Genomic DNA, 15,677 nt, shown 5'->3' on the forward strand with positions numbered 1-15,677 from the left:
GCGGTATGACAGAGTTTAGCGCGACACTAAATTCTCAGAATTTAAAAAAATACCAATCAATTATCAATGGCTTACAGTGTGATGCATCCTCTGGAGAAACCATTGATATGATCTGCCCAAGCACGGGCTTGCCATACGCAACGATTCCTCGGTGTACTGCATCTGATGTCGGGAAAGCGGTGTCTTCTGCAAGAACAGCGCTCACCTCAAAGGAATGGGCCTCACTATCTGCCGGGCAACGCGGAGAGCGGTTATTAAGGCTTGCGGAGTTGATTTCGCAAAACCGGGATCATCTGGCAGAGCTTGAGGCACGTGACACCGGTAAACCCCTAAGCCAGGGCTATGGGGACATCGATGCTGCCGCCCAGTACTTCCGGTTTTATGGTGGGGCGGCTGACAAAATCACGGGTGAGACACTACCGATCGCGGTTGATTACCTCGCGATGACAGTTCGCGAGCCGCATGGCGTCGTCGCCTCCATCGTGCCATGGAATTACCCCATGCAAATCTTCGCGCGCGTTGCGGGAGCAGCGTTAGCCATGGGCAATACACTGGTCGTCAAACCCTCCGAAGATGCCTGCTTATCCATTATTGAAACAGCCAATCTTGCAGTCGAAGCTGGTTTTCCAGCTGGAACACTCAACGTTTTGACAGGTTTAGGAGAAGAGGCTGGAGCTGCGCTCTCCTACAATCCTGAAGCGGATTTCATCACTTTTACAGGATCGCCAGATGTGGGGACTCTGATCCAATCCGCAGCCGCTCGCAATCATATCGGGTGTACATTAGAGCTTGGCGGCAAGTCACCGCAAATTATCTTCGAAGATGCTGATCTGAACAAAGCACTACCTGTCATTCAGGACTGCATTTTGAAGAATGGTGGCCAAACCTGCTCTGCCGGATCTCGTGTTCTGGTGCATCAAAGTCGTTGGGAAGAGACAGTTGATACACTCAGAACCGCTTTTAGAAGCACTGTCTCAGGCCAATACAAGGATAACCGGGATCTCGGCCCACTGATTAACACAAGCCAACTCCGCCGTGTAAACGCTTTCTGTGAGCAGGCGGAAACAGACGGCATTCCGTTGATTGGGGAGGGTACAATCGCTCCGGATGCGCCGACAGAAGGCTATTACACCACAGCAAAAGTCTATGGTCCGGTTCCAACAGATCACCCACTTGCTCTGGATGAAGTTTTTGGCCCGGTTCTTTCACTCATTCCGTTTCGGACGGAAGAAGAAGCAATTCGCATTGCCAATGGCACTCCCTACGGGCTCGTGGCTGGCATTTGGACCAAAGACATCGCAAGAGCAACGCGTGTTGCCAAAGCCATCCACTCTGGTCAGGTCTTTGTAAATACCTACGGTGCAGGTGGAGGAGTTGAACTGCCATTTGGTGGGGTCAAGAAATCTGGTCACGGCAGGGAAAAAGGCTTTGAAGCACTTAAAGAATTCTCTGTTCTGAAGACCATTGTTGTCAGTCACGCTTAAGGCGGACTTTCACACTTGGGGAGGAAAAGCGTGTCAGGACGATTGGAAGGAAAAACCGCGATAATCACGGGTGGTGCTGCTGGTTTTGGGGAAGGCATCGCTCAAAAATATGCGCAAGAAGGTGCAGCGGTCATCATCGCTGATCTCGATGGAGTTGCAGCAAGAAACCTTGCAGACGCAATCGGGGACACAGCGTATGCCATCGAGACAGACGTGACCGTGCGCTCCGATGTGAAAGCGATGGTTGCTTATGCAATTGAGAAAACTGGGCGGCTGGATGTTGTCGTCAACAATGCTGGCTACACTCACCGCAATTGCCCTTTAGCACAGGTAGATGAAAACAACTTTGACCGCATTCTAGAAGTGAATGCCAAAGCCATCTATCTGACAACGCTTGAAGCTTTGCCTGAGCTGGAAAGACAGGGCGGTGGTGTCATCATCAACACCGCGTCCACGGCGGGCATCCGTCCTCGTCCCGGGCTCACCTGGTACAACGCTTCCAAGGGCTGGGTCATCACAGCGACTAAATCCATGGCGGTAGAGCTTGCTCCTCACAACATTCGCGTCAACGCTTTATGTCCAGTGGCCGGAGAAACCGGCATGCTGGAACTCTTCATGGGCGAAGATACCCCTGAAAAGCGCCAGCAGTTTCGTGACAGCATTCCTCTGGGGCGCTTCTCTAAACCAGAAGATATTGCAAACGCGGCACTCTGGCTTGCTTCAGATGAAGCTCAGTTTATCACCGGTGTAGCTTTGGAAGTCGACGGAGGTAGGACAATCTGACGGCAGAAGTGCCGCCAGACTACATGGCATCAAGAGTGGTTGCAGAAGACGTTACAATGCGGTTGCGGCCAGATTTCTTGGCTCTGTACAGGCAACGGTCCGCAACCCTGAGAGCGCTCGCCAGTGAGTTCTCAGTACCCGCTGAAAGGCCGACGCTGATCGTCGGTGCAAACGTATGTTCGTCATTACCGGGATCTGTGACTGGCATGGAACTTCTGAGTTCAGAGAGAAACTGCTTGGATGTGGGCTCATCAATATCAGGCAGTGCAACGCAAAACTCGTCTCCACCAATTCGAATGGCGACGCTTCTTGGCGGCAGGAGATCCGAAATGCGATGCGCGACAGAGATAATCAGGTTGTCTCCGGTTTCATGGCCAAACTTGTCATTGATCTGCTTAAAGCGATCAATGTCGATCATGGCATATCGCATCTCCTTGCCAGCGAGCATTTGGTCTTTATGAAGCTTATCGACGACGTTGTAGAGGTGGCGACGGTTAAACAGGCCTGTCATCGGATCACGATGAGCCATCTCGGTCAGTTCACTTATGCGGTCCAACTGATTGAGGTTCTGCGAAACCCGCAGCATCAGTTCTTCAGGTGTGCACGCCTTGTTCAGGAAGTCGTTAGCACCGGATTTTAGAAACTTCGCAGTAAGGGCTGGGTCATCTGTTGCTGAGATTCCGATGACTGCCAAAGTACTGAAGCTATGCCTCCGTCGGATCTGTGTCATGACTTCAAAGCCAGTCGCTCCCGGCAGTAAATGATCAATGATCAGCAGCTTGATATCAGGGTTTTGATTGAGTGTTTCCAACGCTTCTTCGCCGGAAGTAGCCGTGATCACCTGAAGGCAATAGAGCTGAAGCCGCTTCTTTAACAACGCCAGTGCATGCGAGGAATCGTCCACGATCAATACTTTGGTGCTGAGGTTCCTATCGACGCGATTGACCAACTCACCAAGGTAACCAAGGCTCGCAGGAGAATCTTTGAGGACGTAATCTACAATCCCCTTCTTCAGAATTGATCGTCGGGTACCCTGATCAAAACGCCCCGAGAACACGATTGTCGGTAGTCCGGCGTCGATAGTGAGATCTACAACCTCACCATCCGGCGCATCTGGAAGCGTCAGATCAACAAGAGCAAGGAATGGCTTTACCTTACCTTCTTTTAAAATAGTTTTTGCCTGAGCATACGTTTTCGCTGTCGTGACATGATAATGCCCCGCACGCTCAATCTCGCTTTCAGTTACGCGAGCAAAGAAATTGGCATCTTCAACGAGAAGAATGCTCTTTTTCTGATCTGGCATGTGATGTCCTCAAAAACCAGCAAATGCGATTTAAATTGCGTTTGCAACCTATTAACCGCCATCAATAGCCTCGAATATGGTTTGTAATAAACAACATTTGAAATGTATTTAAAATTAGACATAAAGTTGTGATAAAATTAAATAAAATCAAAAATTGCATGATAGACTAGGAATTCTGAAATTAAATACCCAGTGAATTCAAAAATATGTAAGTATAATTTCGTATAATCTCACATTTTTGTGATGTTTTGACGAAAATTCGATCCGCATATGTATTTGTAATTAGTTAAATTCGAAATATAAATCGGTTTAAATTAAGTTCCCTGGAAGTATCTCTTGGGAACTATGCTGTGACTGGCTCTAGTAAATATTATGAAAGTTAAAATTGCTGGACATCATCCACTCAACTAAGGGGTGTGGTATCCACAGTTTCGCGTGAAAGTCACACCCCATCCAGTGAGAATCAGACGTTCATCAGCAGGTATTCTCGTTCCCAGGCGCTGATAACGGACATAAAGGTCTCGTACTCTTCAAGTTTGATGGCTCGATATGTGGCAACAAACTGTTCGCCGAAAATCTCCAGCAAATCATCGTCTGCTTCAAACTCATCAACGGCATGAAGCAATGTACGCGGGAGTTTGCTCATCACCTCACTGTTGTCGGTGTCTCTCGGCTTATCAGGCTCAATCCTTTTCTTGATACCCAGGTATCCGGCGGCAAGGCTGGAAGCGATAACGAGATACGGATTGGCATCAGACCCCGGCACCCGATTTTCTAACCGTCGCGCATCCGGAGACGAACTAGGAACACGAAGCCCCACAGTGCGGTTGTCGTAGCCCCAGAACAGGTTGGTCGGAGACCCACTATCCCGCGCGAAACGGCGGTAGGAGTTCACATAAGGCGCCATAATCGGCATTAAAGCGGGCATGTAACGCTGATGCCCACCAATAAAATGATAGAAGGCAGGCGTTGCCTCGTTCTCTGCACTGTTGAAGATGTTTTGTCCTGTCTCCCGGTCAAGGATAGACTGATGAATATGCATAGATGACCCTGGCTGAGAGGACATCGCCTTGGCCATGAAGGTGGCGTAAATGTTATGGCGCAACGCGGCCTCGCGGATGGTGCGTTTGAACATAAACGCCTGATCCGCCAGCTCCAGAGGGTGACCGTGTCTTAAGTTGATTTCCATCTGAGCAGCACCCTCTTCATGAATAAGGGTGTCGATCTCCAGTCCCTGAGCCTCAGAAAGATCATAGATGTCGTCAATCAACTCGTCGAACTCATTAAGAGCGGAGATTGAATAAGACTGCCTGCCAACTTCAGGGCGACCAGAACGACCAACTGGAGGCTCCAGCGGATAATCGGGATCGGTATTGGGCTTAACCAGATAGAATTCCACCTCAGGGGCGATAATTGGTTGCCAGCCCTCAGCATCATAAAGCTCAAGAACGCGCTTTAGAACATTACGCGGAGCAATCGGGAAGGGCTTCCCATCCTTGGTGAAAGCATCATGCAGGAGCTGAGCTGTCGGGTCAGTCTCCCAAGGGACAATGGCCAGCGTTGAATAATCGGGCTTGAAATAAAGGTCGCCATCCGTCGGATTATATTGAAACCGATCATCATCCTCAGGGTAATCGCCAGAAATAGTCTGGGCGAAAATAGAGGAGGGCATTGTCAGCGTGTTGCTGCTGAAAAACTTGTTTGTCGGCATCATCTTGCCGCGTGGTACCCCGGCAACGTCAGGTACAACACACTCAATATCTCCAATGTTCCGGGCTTGCAGCCAGGTGCGGGCTTCTTCAAGGTCGCTCACACCGCGCATATTAAGCGCCGCTTCATCATCCGGATTAATTTCAGAACTCATAGGACTTCCAATTGGGTTTGCCACCAAATGTTCGTGGCAGCGTTTCACTCATGAAAAGTAATTCAGCTCTTTCCGGCTGCTATAAGATCCAGCTTGCTTCTGGTTGGTATAGTAGTCTAGCAGAGGTCAACTCAAGTCGGAAACTATGTTGTTTTGTGGAAGTTTAATTGTACCTTCTCTTTAATCGTTTCGAGTGTGTAATTACGCCTCATCCTAACAAAATTACAATGCTTACTTAAGGTGATAATGTGGTCATCTAAGCCAGCCTACAGCATTGAGAACTGGTTGTTTTCTTGAATTTTGGATGATGAACAAGAGCCAACAATGTCTGAGGACACTCTGTGGCTTCTTTCAGGTTCCTAGCACAGTTGAAGACACTTCAGAGAACGTACCGTTGACCAGACAGCAGTGATGAAGAAGTTTCTAGTGCTTCTGAGATTAAAGTCGGAATCATTGTTCTCAATAAAACCTTTGATTCTAGCCAACAGCTTCTGGACATGGGTTAAGGCTGCACACTAAAAACCCTGATACTGTTGAGAGGACCTGAGAGCTGGGTGCCTGAGACACCCAACGAACCTACGGCATTCCTGTAAAATATTGGGTTGGAATGTAGGCCGAAATTAATCTGCCACCAGAAGGATATACCATGGCGGCTATATGCAGAGGCTCGCTTCGCCAAGGTGCTTTGAGCCCCTGTGTTTGAGATTGGAGTATTTGAGAATGAAAACCGTAATTTTGCTATCGGGAGCAGTAGCGCTGGCTCTCTCTTTGTCTGCCGCCAATGCTAAGGATCGTATTGTAAATGTCTACAATTGGTCCGACTACGTTGATGCGCAGGTTCTCAAAGACTTCGAGAACGAGACCGGTATCACTGTGAACTACGATACCTTTGATTCCAATGAGGTTTTGGAAACAAAACTGCTGACTGGCAAGACTGGTTATGACGTTGTTGTCCCAAGTGCCACCTTCCTTCAGCGCCAGATACAGGCGGGCGTCTATCAGAAGCTCGACAAGGACAAACTTCCAAATCTCAAGCACATGGATCCACTTCTGCAAGAGCGTACTGAAGTGTTCGATCCAGGCAATGAGTTCTCCGTCAACTATATGTGGGGCACCTCTGGCTATGGGGTAAACGAGGAAAAGGTGCGTGCACTCAATCCAGATGCTCCAATTGGCAGTTGGGATTTATTGTTTGACGTTGAAGAGCTCTCAAAAATCGCGGGATGTGGTGTATATGTGATGGACGAGCCGGATGAAATGTTCCCGGCTGCGCTGCATTATCTCGGTCTCAATCCCGACTCCAACAGCCCGAAAGACATTCGAGCGGCTGGCGAACTTCTGGAAACAATCCGCCCTTACATTCGTAAATTTCACAATTCTGAATTCGTAAACGGCCTTGCCAACGGCGATATCTGCTTGGCTTACGGCTGGTCTGGTGATGTATTGCAGGCAGCGGACCGTGCTGCAGAGGCTGATAAGGGCGTTGAAGTCACCTACATCCTGCCGAATGAAGGCGCACAGATGTGGTTTGACCAGATCGCAGTTCCCGCTGATGCAGAGCACGTTGAAGAAGCACACGAATTCATCAACTACCTGATGCGCCCGGAAGTGATCGCGAAAATGTCGGATTATGTCTACTACGCCAACGGCAACAAAGATGCGACAGTTCTGGTGGATGAAGAAGTGACTTCAAATCCGAACATCTACCCGACAGATGAGGTGAAGCAGCGCCTTTACACCATCGGAGCCAAGCCGCTTAAAGCACAGCGCCTGATGAACCGCACCTTCACAACTGTCAAAACCGGTCACTAAAAACTACGGGCCTGCGAATGTAGGGTTGCTCAGTAACACGCAACCCTACCTTGAACGATTGACCACGCAGGCCGCTGAAAAGGATTGGAGTATTGGCGAAAAAACCGCTTGGCCCCGTACGTCGTGCATTTTCACCTTGGGACGACCCGAGCGAGCAGCCTTTTATTGAATTTCGGAATATCATCAAGCGTTTTGGCAATTTTGTTGCCGTTGATAACCTTTCTCTCAAAATCTACAAGCGTGAGTTCCATGCCCTGTTGGGCGGGTCTGGGTGCGGTAAAACCACTTTGATGAGAATGCTTGCAGGGTTTGAGGCCCCATCTGAAGGTCAAATCTTTCTGGAAGGGCGAGACCTCGCCAACGTGCCGCCATATAAGCGCCCGGTCAATATGATGTTCCAGTCCTACGCGCTCTTCCCGCACATGAACGTCGAAAAGAACATCGCCTTTGGCTTGGAAATGGACGGCCTGCCTTCCAAAGAGATCAAAAGCAGGGTCATGGAGATGCTTAGTCTGGTCAAGCTGGAAGGATTTGCCAAACGCAAGCCGCACCAGTTGTCCGGTGGTCAGCGCCAACGCGTTGCACTCGCGAGATCCCTCGCCAAACGCCCCAAAGTACTCCTCCTCGATGAACCTCTTGCTGCGCTCGATAAGAAGCTTCGTGAAGAAACCCAGCTGGAATTGATCAATCTGCAAGAACAGCTGCGGATGACGTTCCTGATCGTGACCCATGATCAGGAAGAAGCGATGACCGTGGCAGATCGCATCTCGGTTATGGATAAGGGCAAGATCCTTCAAAATGCGACACCGGGAGAAATCTACGAGCAACCCAATTCCCGATTTGTGGCGGAATTCGTTGGTGACATCAACGTTCTGGACGGGCAAATCACCAATAAGGAACTTGAGGACGTCAAGATGTTCTCATCTGTTCTGGGTAGCCATTTGGATGTTTGCTATCCAACCTCTGCAAACGTGGGCGATCATGCTGCTCTAGCCATCCGTCCGGAAAAGATGCGTATCTCCTTTGATAAACCAGAACGCTTGGGTACCAATGCCATACAAGGAGAAGTCTGGGATATCGCCTACATGGGCGACGTGTCCATCTATCATATCAAAGTGGCTGAGACAGAGACGCTGCGGGCGATTGTTGCCAATACAGCACGGCTGGTTGAAAGACCGATCACTTGGGAAGATCAGGTCTGGCTGTCATGGGACAGCGATGCCGGCGTGATCTTGACACGATGAGAGGTGCCAAATGACTGACCCTAACCTCTCATCAACCGACCTCATGAGATCAGAAACGATCCCACCACCACGTCATGAACTTCAGGCACCGGAGAACTCACCGACCAATCCAACCGGAAAATGGGGCCGCTTCGCACTCATCTGTGTGCCATACGTCTGGCTGCTGCTCTTCTTCCTTGTTCCGTTTGTGATTGTTGCAAAGATCTCGTTGTCTGAAGCAGCCGTTTCAATTCCGCCTTACTTGCCGGTAATCGATTGGGGAAGGGGGCTGCTTGGACTTTGGGAAGCTGCGCAGCGCTGGTCGCTAGATAATTACATCTGGCTAACAGAGGATGATCTCTACTGGCGCGCCTATGTCTCTAGCCTGCAAATAGCTTTCATATCCACATTACTGACCTTGCTCGTTGGTTTCCCACTTGCTTACGGCATGGCAAGGGCACCAAGAAGCTGGCAACCAACGCTGGTTATGATGGTCATCCTGCCGTTTTGGACCAGTTTTCTGATCCGGGTCTATGCGTGGATCGGCATCTTGAAAACTGATGGTCTGCTCAATCAGGCACTAATCACGATCGGTGTCATTAATGAGCCTCTGGTTATCCTCAACACCAGCATCGCCGTCTACATTGGCATTATCTATTCTTACCTGCCTTTCATGGTCCTCCCGCTCTATTCATCTTTGGAAAAACTGGACACGACCCTGATAGAAGCTGCAGAGGATCTGGGTTGTCCACCCTGGAAGACCTTCTGGCGGGTAACAGTCCCTCTTGCCATGCCCGGCGTGATTGCAGGGTGTTTCCTGGTCTTCATTCCAGCCGTGGGAGAGTTCGTCATTCCCGACCTGTTGGGAGGCTCATCAACTCTGATGATTGGGAAAACCCTATGGGTCGAGTTCTTCTCCAACAGAGACTGGCCAGTTGCGTCTGCGGTGGCAATTGTTCTTCTGGTATTGCTTGTGATTCCAATCTTGCTGTTTCAGCGGCACGAGACCCGACGCAACGAAGGGGACGTGTAATGCCGTCAAAACCGAGTTGGTTTAATCTCACATCACTGGTTTTGGGGTTCAGCTTCCTCTACTTGCCCATCGTCATTCTGATTGTTTTTTCATTCAATGAATCTCGGTTGGTCACGGTTTGGGCCGGCTTCTCCACCAAGTGGTATGCATCCTTGCTGCAAAACGAACAGCTGTTGGAAGCTGCCTGGGTCACATTCCGTATCGGTCTCACATCTGCAACTCTGGCAACGGTTCTTGGCACATTGGCTGCGCTGGTCTTAGCCCGGCAAGGACGCTTTTTCGGACGGACTTTGTTCTCAGGGATGATCTACGCACCACTTGTGATGCCAGAAGTCATCCTCGGGTTGTCATTGCTGCTTCTGTTCGTGGCTATTGATCAAAATCGCGGCTTTTGGACAATCATGATTGCCCACACCACATTCTCCATGTGTTACGTAGCGATCGTTGTGCAATCCCGCCTCTCTGGATTTGACCGCTCCTTAGAGGAGGCTGCAATGGATCTGGGCTGTCCTCCTGTCAGAACATTCTTCCGCATCACCCTCCCTCAGATCCTGCCAGGAGTGCTCGCAGGTTGGATGCTGGCATTCACATTGTCACTGGATGACTTGGTGATCGCGAGCTTTAATTCCGGACCCGGATCAACCACTTTGCCTATGAAGATTTATTCTCAGGTGAGATTAGGCGTGACGCCAGAAATCAATGCTATTTGCACGATACTGGTCGTTATCGTGACGATTGGCGTGATCTTGGCATCTCTCCTCACCAAAAGGCAGAGGTTCAAACGCATGGAAGAAGAGCGACTCGCAGCAGCTCATCTTTAAGAATTTTCATGGGTCTGAGTGTTACATTCTAAAAAATTGTGCACCGCAAACACCCATTCCTCCCAGCTTTGTGGTTTTCACCTCAATAAATAGTAGCTCTCTGTACAAAGAGCACTTGGCGAGGACATAAAACACAGCTATCAACATTGCTGTCGCTATACCTATTTTCCCTAGGAGGGAACGGCAGGATGCTGATCCGGATGGAGGGTCAGGTCCCATTGCCAGCATGAAAAGGCGGTATTGCTTGCGTTCTGGAGAATGAGAAGCGTGAGTTCTACCAACTCATGTATTGGGAGTTTATAATGAATAAAGTTTATCCAAGTGCTGCCGCTGCTCTGGAAGGACTTACCTTTGATGGCATGACCGTCATGGCAGGTGGGTTTGGTCTCTGTGGCATTCCTGAAAACCTGATTATTGCGCTGCGAGATTCTGGTGCGAATGACCTGACTGCCATCTCTAACAACGCAGGCGTTGATGACTTCGGTCTGGGCCTGCTGTTGCAGACGCGCCAGATCAAGAAGATGGTGTCGTCTTACGTTGGCGAAAACGCAACTTTCGAGCGTCAGTATCTGGATGGTGATCTTGAGCTGGAATTCAACCCTCAAGGTACCCTTGCTGAACGCATCCGTGCAGGCGGCGCAGGCATCCCGGGTTTCTACACCAAAACTGGTGTTGGCACCCTGATCGCCGAAGGTAAAGAGCACAAAGATTTTAACGGTGAAACCTACATCATGGAAACCGGTCTGGTTTCAGACGTAGCTCTCGTGAGTGCATGGAAAGCTGACAAAGAAGGCAACCTGATCTTCCGTAAGACAGCGCGCAACTTCAATCCGGTCATGGCAACAGCTGGTAAGACCACTGTCGTAGAAGTTGAAGAGCTCGTCGAGATCGGTGAGCTGGATGCGGATCAGATCCATACTCCAGGTATCTTTGTTGACCGCATCGTTGTTGGCACATTTGAAAAGCGCATCGAGCAGCGCACTACGCGCGAAGCTTAAGGGAGGGCAGTAATCATGGCTTGGAATCGTGACGAAATGGCCGCCCGTGCGGCAAAAGAACTGCAAGATGGTTTCTACGTTAACCTCGGCATCGGCATCCCGACACTGGTCGCAAACTACATTCCAGACGGAATGAATGTAGCTCTGCAGTCAGAAAATGGCATGCTGGGCATGGGCCCGTTCCCGACTGAAGATGAAGTCGATGCAGATCTGATCAATGCAGGTAAGCAGACCATCACTGAACTGGATCGTACCAGCTATTTCTCTTCTGCAGACAGCTTTGCGATGATCCGCGGAGGTCACATTGACCTCTCCATCCTCGGTGCTATGGAAGTCTCCGAAGAGGGTGATCTCGCAAACTGGATGATCCCTGGCAAAATGGTCAAGGGCATGGGCGGTGCAATGGACCTTGTTGCAGGCGTTAAACGTGTTGTGGTCATTATGGATCACACCAACAAACGCGGCGACAAAAAACTCCTCCATAAGTGCGCCCTACCGCTCACCGGTGTAAAATGCGTCGACCGCATCATCACCAACCTCGGCGTCTTCGACGTAGTCGACGGCGGCCTGAAGGTCGCAGAAATGGCTGAGGGTATTACTCTGCAAGAGATCAAAGAGAAAACTGAAGCTAATTTGGTAGAGTAACAAAACTTCACTTAGACAAGACAAGAGAGGGCAATTTGTCCTCTCTTTTTATTTGTATGTAATGAGAATAATTGTTAAATACTCTCCTTCTCAACGAAGGTATTTGTTCTGTGATCACTCTAAATGAAGAGCTGTTGATTGCGTCTGGCGGGATCCGCAATATCTACCAGCACCCAGAGAATTCGAAGATTTGTATCAAGGTCGATCGCAATTCCAAAGGACCAGCTGCAGGGTCTACATTGGCTGAAGCTCGCCTCTTTGAGAAATTGATGAATCAGAGAGAACAGAAGGAGTTCTCAGCTATTTCGAATTACAGAGGTAGAGTTGAGACGAGTCTTGGCTTTGGTGCAACCTTCGATCTGATTACTGACGAAAATACAGAGCGCCCCTCTCAAATATTGATGAAGATACTGCAGGAAGATCAATCATTTATTCAAACTGATCGCTTTAAAAAGGCTTTGAGGATCTTTCGACGGGATTTGGTGCGAGATGCTGTATTATGTCAGGACATTCGCCCATGGAATATTTGTGTTCAGAAACGATCAAACGGAGATCTCAAGCTCATTCTGGTTGATGGTGTTGGACATAATAAGAAGCAGTGGTTCGACGGCATCAAGCCGTTTATTCAGCTTAAGATGCTTTATTATTTCTTTAGCAAATACATCTATCCGGAAAATCGGCTTCTGCAATTCTACAACAATCGCCGGAAGAATTATTCTTGGAAACCTGGCCCTTTGTTCTCTAAGAACACAGACGTCAAAGATGAAGCCGATGCAAGTTTATAGATTTCGGAACTCTCAAGATGCCACTTCAAAGAAAAAACTATCTCTGCATTCCTGAGGCAGTTGGTCGATATGTACATGCTGTGGCCCATCAGGGAACACTGCATATCTCGGGCCTGACTGCTTTTGCAACCATGGCTCAGGCGCAGGAAACAGATCTATAGGCAAGAGAGATTGTCTCTCAGATTTCCGCAATTGCTGAAGAAGAAGGTGTTAGCTTCGCGAACCTTATTAAAGTGATGATCTTTGTTACTGATTTGTCAGCTTTGGGAGAGCTGCGCTCAGTTCTGGTTGATGCTTATGGTGACCACCGTCCAGCAAGTTCACTCGTAGAAGTTCAAAAGCTTTTCCATCCTGATCTTAAGATTGAAATTGAGGCGACATTAGCGCTCACATAAAGCTAAGAAACTTGCTCTGGTCGGGACGTTGAGGCATTGTTCGCTTCGGTTTTCTGAACGGATGGAGCACTATGTGATCCCAATAGACGTACTGGCTGGTTTTTTCACTGTCACTGTTTTGCTGGCATTGGCACCAGGCCCTGATAATATTTTCGTGCTGACACAATCTGCAGTGTGTGGTCGTATGGCGGGTATCGCGGTGACGCTTGGTCTTTGCACCGGCTTGATTTTTCACACGACGGCTGTGGCGCTCGGTGTATCCGCGATTTTTCAGGCGTCCGAGTTGGCGTTTACCTTCGTCAAGGTGCTTGGTGTCGGGTATCTGCTTTATCTCGCGTGGGGAGCCTTCAGAGCGAAGCCTGAGCCGGTACAACAAAATAAGGTCGATCATTCTGCTTTGATTCCTTTGTACCGTCGCGGCGTGATCATGAACATCACCAATCCCAAGGTCGCGATCTTCTTCCTTTCGTTCTTTCCGCAATTTGTTGATCCTGCCTACGGTCCTGTTATGCCGCAGTTCTTGCAGTTGGGCGCTGTGTTTATGCTCTCTGCAATTCTGGTCTTTGGCTCAGTCGCCTTCGCAGCAGGTGCCATCGGCGATCGTTTGAGCAAGTCTATAACTGCTCAGAAAGTTATGAACCGGATTGCCTCTGTTGTCTTTGTCGGAATGGCGCTGAAACTGGCAGCTGCAACCAGATAACATCGGATACAGATGCATTGGATACCAAAAAAGCCGCTGAACATTTTCAGCGGCTTTTTTATTGCAAATTCTTTCTGTTCTTATTCGGCAGGCACCATTGAGGTGTCTCTGGAAAAGCGCTTATTGCCGCGTTTCTCGCGGAACGTATCGGCACTCGTCTTTGCCAGCATAATCACCGGAATGATGCCCACCAACACGATACACAGAGCTGGCAGAGCAGCATCTTCAAAGGCTTCGCGAGAAGCTGCATTGTAAACCGTTGTTGCGAGTGTCTCGAAATTAAACGGGCGCAGAAGCAACGTTGCAGGCAGCTCTTTCATGCATTCCACAAAGGAAAGCAGTGTCGCGGAGAGAATGACTGGCTTCATCAACGGCATGTGAACGCGGCCAAGGGTGCCCCAAGCGGTTTGTCCCAGGCTACGAGATGCCATATCATAGTGCGGGGTAATTTTGCCAAATCCGCCATCTATCTGTCCGTACGACATAGCCAGAAAACGGACGACATAAGCGTAGATGAGCGCCGTACCAGATCCAATCAGAAGCAACCCAGTACCAAACCCAAACAGGGCTTCAAAACCCTCTGAGATCATGTTGTCCAATGCTGCGACTGGGAACAGAATACCAACGGCCAGAATAGTACCAGGAACAGCGTAACCAATCGAAGCTACCCGGCCCAGTGTCGTTGTTACTCTGCTTGGAAACAGGCGGCGGCGATAGGCAAGGGTCAGGCTGATGCCGATAGAAACAGCAGCGGCCACCGCAGCCAGCCAAAGAGTGTTGCCAGCAGCAGCCCAAAGGGCTGGTTCAAACAGATCTTCCACACGGCGACTTGCACGGCTCAGGAGCAACAATGATGGAAAGACAAAGCCCAGAATGATAGGCAGCGCACAGACAGCCATAGCAACCCAGCCACGCCAGCCCTTCAGCTCGTAGCTTGGCAAAGCACGATAAGTACCCGTTGTCTGATGAAAACGCTGCTTGCGGCGGCCATAATACTCAATGAACATCAGCGCCAGCACAAACACCAGCATGATTGTTGCGATCTGAGCTGCGCCCGTCAGATTAGAGCGATTGAGCCATGTGTCATAAACCGAGAATGTAAGCGTCTGCACACCGAAAAAGGACACTGCACCAATGTCGTTCAGGCACTCCATCAGAGCAAGGGTTACACCAACCACAATAGCAGGCCGAGCCAGCGGCAATGCGACCTTCCAGAACAAGCGAAATGGGCCTGCGCCGAGGGTACGGGACACATCCAATGCGCAAGCTGATTGAATAAGGAACGAGGCGCGTGCACTCAGATAAACATAAGGGTAGAGCACAAACCCCATAACAAACATGGCACCACCAAGAGAGCGGATCTCAGGGAACCAATAGTCACGAGAGGTCTTGAAACCAAAGATATCGCGTATCAGTCCTTGCACCGGACCAGTGTAATCCAGCAGTTCAACATACGAAAACGCGATAATGTAGGTCGGGACTGCAAAGGGCAACAGCAGCGCCAGATCAAACCAGCGCCGCCCGGGAAAACGGCACATGGTAACCAACCATGCCGTGCTGACCCCAACGACAAACACGATCACACCAACACCGACCATCAGCTGGAATGTGGTGGCAATCGAACGCGGTAGAATTGTTGAGACAAGGTGCGGCCATAGATTGCCCGAAGAGCCCATAGCCATAATAACAATTGCAAGAACCGGCATCACAACGAGGCCGGTTAGAAAGTAGGTCCCAAACGCAAGAAGCCGCTCCCCTCGAGAAGAGGGGGCGGCGGTTCTGTATTGTGGCGATCCACTATGTCCGTGTCTGGATGTCATGGAATGGCTTC

Annotated in this window: 15 protein-coding genes; 12 read left to right on the forward strand and 3 right to left on the reverse strand. The window is 49.7% G+C overall.

The window, feature by feature from the left end:
• Window positions 1–5: 5 nt before the first annotated feature.
• Both PsAD46_RS06030 and PsAD46_RS06035 read left to right on the forward strand, forming a co-directional pair.
• Window positions 6–1,484, forward strand: a complete 1,479-nt coding sequence (locus tag PsAD46_RS06030; protein ID WP_063306373.1) for an aldehyde dehydrogenase family protein — start codon at window positions 6–8, stop codon at window positions 1,482–1,484.
• 30 nt (window positions 1,485–1,514) lie between these two features.
• Window positions 1,515–2,267 (forward strand): SDR family oxidoreductase, encoded by a 753-nt coding sequence (locus PsAD46_RS06035; RefSeq protein WP_063306374.1) that lies wholly within the window; start codon window positions 1,515–1,517, stop codon window positions 2,265–2,267.
• Window positions 2,268–2,286: 19 nt separating this feature from the next.
• Here PsAD46_RS06035 and PsAD46_RS06040 read toward each other — a convergent pair whose 3' ends face one another.
• A complete protein-coding gene (locus tag PsAD46_RS06040) occupies window positions 2,287–3,570 on the reverse strand; it encodes a diguanylate cyclase (RefSeq protein WP_063306375.1) in 1,284 nt (427 codons plus the stop codon).
• A gap of 463 nt (window positions 3,571–4,033) precedes the next feature.
• Entirely contained in the window at window positions 4,034–5,434 is a 1,401-nt protein-coding gene (locus PsAD46_RS06045) for a glutamine synthetase family protein (RefSeq protein WP_063306376.1), read from the reverse strand.
• A gap of 720 nt (window positions 5,435–6,154) precedes the next feature.
• On the opposite strand from PsAD46_RS06045, the gene PsAD46_RS06050 reads away from it, so the two are divergent.
• The 10 genes from PsAD46_RS06050 to PsAD46_RS06090 all read left to right on the forward strand — a co-directional run bounded on the left by PsAD46_RS06050 (window position 6,155) and on the right by PsAD46_RS06090 (window position 13,846).
• Entirely contained in the window at window positions 6,155–7,246 is a 1,092-nt protein-coding gene (locus PsAD46_RS06050; RefSeq protein WP_063306377.1) for a polyamine ABC transporter substrate-binding protein, read from the forward strand.
• 74 nt (window positions 7,247–7,320) lie between these two features.
• Window positions 7,321–8,490 (forward strand): ABC transporter ATP-binding protein, encoded by a 1,170-nt coding sequence (locus PsAD46_RS06055; protein WP_063290784.1) that lies wholly within the window; start codon window positions 7,321–7,323, stop codon window positions 8,488–8,490.
• Between the two features lie 10 nt (window positions 8,491–8,500).
• Window positions 8,501–9,502, forward strand: a complete 1,002-nt coding sequence (locus PsAD46_RS06060) for an ABC transporter permease subunit (RefSeq protein ID WP_063306378.1) — start codon at window positions 8,501–8,503, stop codon at window positions 9,500–9,502.
• On the forward strand, window positions 9,502–10,323 hold the full coding sequence (locus PsAD46_RS06065) for an ABC transporter permease (RefSeq protein ID WP_063286886.1): 822 nt from the start codon (window positions 9,502–9,504) through the stop codon (window positions 10,321–10,323). The genes PsAD46_RS06060 and PsAD46_RS06065 overlap by 1 nt, the downstream gene beginning before the upstream one ends.
• A 302-nt stretch (window positions 10,324–10,625) precedes the next feature.
• Complete coding sequence (locus PsAD46_RS06070) at window positions 10,626–11,321, forward strand: CoA transferase subunit A (protein WP_063290782.1); 696 nt, start codon at window positions 10,626–10,628, stop codon at window positions 11,319–11,321.
• Window positions 11,322–11,336: 15 nt separating this feature from the next.
• Window positions 11,337–11,966 (forward strand): CoA transferase subunit B, encoded by a 630-nt coding sequence (locus PsAD46_RS06075; RefSeq protein WP_063306379.1) that lies wholly within the window; start codon window positions 11,337–11,339, stop codon window positions 11,964–11,966.
• A gap of 71 nt (window positions 11,967–12,037) precedes the next feature.
• Complete coding sequence (locus PsAD46_RS06080; protein ID WP_208981693.1) at window positions 12,038–12,751, forward strand: YrbL family protein; 714 nt, start codon at window positions 12,038–12,040, stop codon at window positions 12,749–12,751.
• 17 nt (window positions 12,752–12,768) lie between these two features.
• Complete coding sequence (locus PsAD46_RS28250) at window positions 12,769–12,912, forward strand: hypothetical protein (RefSeq protein ID WP_206599612.1); 144 nt, start codon at window positions 12,769–12,771, stop codon at window positions 12,910–12,912.
• A 9-nt stretch (window positions 12,913–12,921) separates the two neighbouring features.
• Window positions 12,922–13,146 (forward strand): RidA family protein, encoded by a 225-nt coding sequence (locus PsAD46_RS28255; RefSeq protein ID WP_206599613.1) that lies wholly within the window; start codon window positions 12,922–12,924, stop codon window positions 13,144–13,146.
• A gap of 73 nt (window positions 13,147–13,219) precedes the next feature.
• Window positions 13,220–13,846 (forward strand): LysE family translocator, encoded by a 627-nt coding sequence (locus tag PsAD46_RS06090; RefSeq protein WP_063306403.1) that lies wholly within the window; start codon window positions 13,220–13,222, stop codon window positions 13,844–13,846.
• Window positions 13,847–13,926: 80 nt separating this feature from the next.
• Here PsAD46_RS06090 and PsAD46_RS06095 read toward each other — a convergent pair whose 3' ends face one another.
• Window positions 13,927–15,666 carry an iron ABC transporter permease gene (locus PsAD46_RS06095; protein ID WP_208981695.1) on the reverse strand — a complete coding sequence of 580 codons (1,740 nt, stop codon included), beginning with the start codon at window positions 15,664–15,666 and terminating at the stop codon, window positions 13,927–13,929.
• Window positions 15,667–15,677: the final 11 nt, after the last annotated feature.

It is taken from the genome of Pseudovibrio sp. Ad46 (assembly GCF_001623065.1).
Taxonomy (GTDB): domain Bacteria; phylum Pseudomonadota; class Alphaproteobacteria; order Rhizobiales; family Stappiaceae; genus Pseudovibrio.

Bases quoted from the DNA above. Each gene is read 5' to 3' on its own strand.
- PsAD46_RS06030 (WP_063306373.1), top strand. From the start codon at position 6: ATGACAGAGTTTAGCGCGACACTAAATTCTCAGAATTTAAAAAAATAC.
- PsAD46_RS06040 (WP_063306375.1), bottom strand. From the start codon at position 3,570: ATGCCAGATCAGAAAAAGAGCATTCTTCTCGTTGAAGATGCCAATTTC.
- PsAD46_RS06045 (WP_063306376.1), bottom strand. From the start codon at position 5,434: ATGAGTTCTGAAATTAATCCGGATGATGAAGCGGCGCTTAATATGCGC.
- PsAD46_RS06050 (WP_063306377.1), top strand. From the start codon at position 6,155: ATGAAAACCGTAATTTTGCTATCGGGAGCAGTAGCGCTGGCTCTCTCT.
- PsAD46_RS06060 (WP_063306378.1), top strand. From the start codon at position 8,501: ATGACTGACCCTAACCTCTCATCAACCGACCTCATGAGATCAGAAACG.
- PsAD46_RS06065 (WP_063286886.1), top strand. From the start codon at position 9,502: ATGCCGTCAAAACCGAGTTGGTTTAATCTCACATCACTGGTTTTGGGG.
- PsAD46_RS06070 (WP_063290782.1), top strand. From the start codon at position 10,626: ATGAATAAAGTTTATCCAAGTGCTGCCGCTGCTCTGGAAGGACTTACC.
- PsAD46_RS06075 (WP_063306379.1), top strand. From the start codon at position 11,337: ATGGCTTGGAATCGTGACGAAATGGCCGCCCGTGCGGCAAAAGAACTG.
- PsAD46_RS28250 (WP_206599612.1), top strand. From the start codon at position 12,769: ATGCCACTTCAAAGAAAAAACTATCTCTGCATTCCTGAGGCAGTTGGT.
- PsAD46_RS06095 (WP_208981695.1), bottom strand. From the start codon at position 15,666: ATGACATCCAGACACGGACATAGTGGATCGCCACAATACAGAACCGCC.